Source organism: Xanthovirga aplysinae (genome assembly GCF_009711365.1).
In the GTDB taxonomy this organism is placed as follows: domain Bacteria; phylum Bacteroidota; class Bacteroidia; order Cytophagales; family Cyclobacteriaceae; genus Xanthovirga; species Xanthovirga aplysinae.
In genome coordinates this window covers 1-3077 of the sequence record NZ_SMMB01000661.1, presented here as the reverse complement: position 1 = coordinate 3077, position 3077 = coordinate 1, and the positions used below count along the sequence as shown (strand labels likewise).

At 37.3% G+C, this 3077-nt stretch carries 1 protein-coding gene; it reads left to right on the top strand.

The annotated features are described in order from the left end of the window. The first annotated feature begins 25 nt into the window (after positions 1 to 25). On the top strand, positions 26 to 2944 hold the full coding sequence (locus E1171_RS03855) for a S8 family serine peptidase (RefSeq protein WP_155204270.1): 2919 nt from the start codon (positions 26 to 28) through the stop codon (positions 2942 to 2944). The last annotated feature ends 133 nt before the right edge of the window (positions 2945 to 3077 follow it).

The window sequence follows — 3077 nt, the reverse complement described above, 5'->3', positions numbered from 1 at the left end:
TTTTTGGTAAATTTCCGCTAACCATATGATGCACAAAACTTGGCTATATTTCTTTCCGTTATCAGCACTATTCTATTTTTTCCTATTTGATGCAAATGGACAATCGAATTCCAGTGCTAATTCATGGTCTGCTTATGTTGATTCTTTGGGAATGACTTCTGATGGTACTTTGGAAAAGAAAACCCCTCTATATTTGGTTAAATTTAAGTTCCCATATCAAAAAAATTATCTTCAAAACAAAGGAGTCAGAGTAGTTCGGAAATTAGATGAATCAAATGCTATAATCCACTATGATAAAAATATTTCCTTAAAGGACAGACAGGAGTTATTTATTGAAGAAAGCACAGCCAATAATAAATGGAAGTTTTCTCCTACATTGCTAAAGCAAACTTCAAACCCCAACTTTAGTCCCTCCACTCCAACCTACTATTCTATTACAGTATCTAACTGGGAGGCCTTTATAAATGAAATAGTTCAACACTCCCATACCATAAAGATTAAAGCCGAATACAAGGAAGCAAATGCTTTAATCATTGAATCCACCTACTCTAATTTAGAAAACTACATTCTACCCTTGGAATGGGTTACTTTTATAGATAAAGCCCCTTCCACTCCCCAACAAGAAAGCCCATTGTTGGATATGAATCTTATGGTAAACAAAATAAACTTAGTCCATCACCAATCTCCAGAACTTAATGGAAAAAACATTACAGTTTCCGTAAGGGAACCAGTTTTTGATACCGAAGATATTGATCTTAAAGGCAGAGTGATACCCTCGGACTTAGAGGGTTCTACTATTTCCGGACATGCAACAGATATGGCCACTGTAATAGCAGGCGGGGGAAACTCATCCGTCAAAAGTAAAGGAGTGGCATGGGGTGCCAACCTCACCTCTTCCAATAATGCTACTCCTGAAAATACTACCAAGTTTCCTGATTCAGATTCGGATTATCAGAGACTCCAAATATCTGTTCAAAATCATTCCTATGGAAATCTTGTGGAGAGCTATTATGGAAATCTGGCCCAAGCCTTTGATGTAAGTGCGAATAATAACCCTAACCTTTTGCATGTATTTTCAGCAGGAAATAGTGGGGAGGAAATAGTTGAAATGGGAGCCTACCAAGGAATTGAAGGGTTTTCCAACCTAACTGGAAACTATAAAATGGCAAAAAATATTCTTACAGTAGGTTCCGTTAACACTACTGGTGTCCCTGCTGAACAGGTATCAAAGGGACCTGCCTACGATGGAAGAGTAAAACCCGAACTAGTAGCTTACAGCACCTCTGGATCATCTACTTCAGCAGCCATTGTTTCAGGTACTGTCACCTTGCTACAGGAAGCTTATAAGCTTGATAATGAACAATCTTTACCTCCATCTGCCCTGGTTAAGGCCATATTGATCAATAGTGCAGAGGATGTTGGACCAGAAGGACTAGATTATTTCTCTGGCTATGGAAATATTAATGCTTCCAAGGCTCTACAGACGATTAATGAAAAATCCTTTTTTAAGGGCTCCGTCAACCAAAGAGAAACCGACTCATTTCAACTTCATGTACCCCCAAAGGCAGTTAACTTGAAGATTACCCTTGTCTGGAATGACCCAGCCGCTGCCCCAAATTCCAGCACCGCCTTAATAAACGATCTTGACTTAGAGCTACAAAACAATATTTCCTCCATTAGCTGGGAACCCTGGGTACTAAATCATTACCCACACCCTGATTCCCTAAAACAAGCTCCGAAAAGACAGGCCGATCACCTAAACAATATTGAACAAATTACAATTAGTGATCCGGAGGAGGGAGACTATACACTCACTGTAAAAGGATTTGATATTCCTTCGGGCCCCCAAGATTATTTTATTGCATTTCAATGGGAGGAAGAAAACAGCTTTAAATGGACTTTTCCTACTGGAAGTGATAATATGCCTTATGATGGAGAAAGCATAAGCCAATTCCGATGGGAAACTACCTTTAATCAAAACATGGGCAAACTGGAACTTAGCCTGGATGAGGGAGAGACATGGGAAACTATTAATGAGAATATAGACTTATCAGATGGCCTTTTCCAATGGGAAGCTCCAGAGGTTTTTTCTATCGCAATTGCTAAAATGACCATAATGGAGAAAGAATACCTAACAGAACCTTTTACTATTTCTAGACCAATAAATTTTGCGATAGGCTTTAACTGTTCTGATTCTGTAATGATAAATTGGGATAGGATACCGAATGTAGAGGCTTATACCTTATATACTTTAGGAGAAAAATACTTAGAAGAGATCCCATTACCCAATCCTAATGATACCTCTATTGTCCTTAACAAATCAAATTTCACCACTCCATTTTTTTCCGTAGCCCCTGAAATAAAACATAAAAAAAAGGGCATCAGAAGCTTAACCTTTGACTATGATTTACAAGGCGTAGAATGTTACGTTGTTAGTTTTTTGGTTGATGTTTTGCCTGAGGAAGGAGTTGAATTAACGCTAAACCTAGGAACGGATTACCAAGTTGACGCCATAGAATTTGAAAGAAGGAATGGGAATCATTTTTCCACAATAGAAAGGCTCAATCCTAATAACCACAGCACCATAAAATATCTGGATTCACAGCCTAATGAAGGGCACAATGAGTACAGAGCAAAGGTCAGCTTTAAGAATCAAGAAGAGATATTAACCAGTCCGGTTTTAGCCTATTATTTTAAGGAAACTTCCATCTTAATATTCCCAAACCCTGTTAAACAAATGGGAATTCTCAATATCTACAAAAAGGAGTCTTTGGAGGAAACTATTCATTTTCAATTGTTCAACGCAAATGGAAGAATGGTGTATGAAAAGGAACTAAGATTTGAAAAGGAAGAATTACCCTTACCTTACCTAAAAAGAGGCATTTATTTCTATTCCTTATATAGTAACAAAATCCGTGAATCGGGAAAAATCATCATTCTTTAAACGCTGATTTATATTCTAAAGAAAAGTAGATTCGTTTGGGAAAATAAATACCAACTATAAACCCAAAAAAACTATATAAAAATTACCGCATAAAAAAGGAGCATTACTAATTCAAAAGAACTTTTTCCAAGTT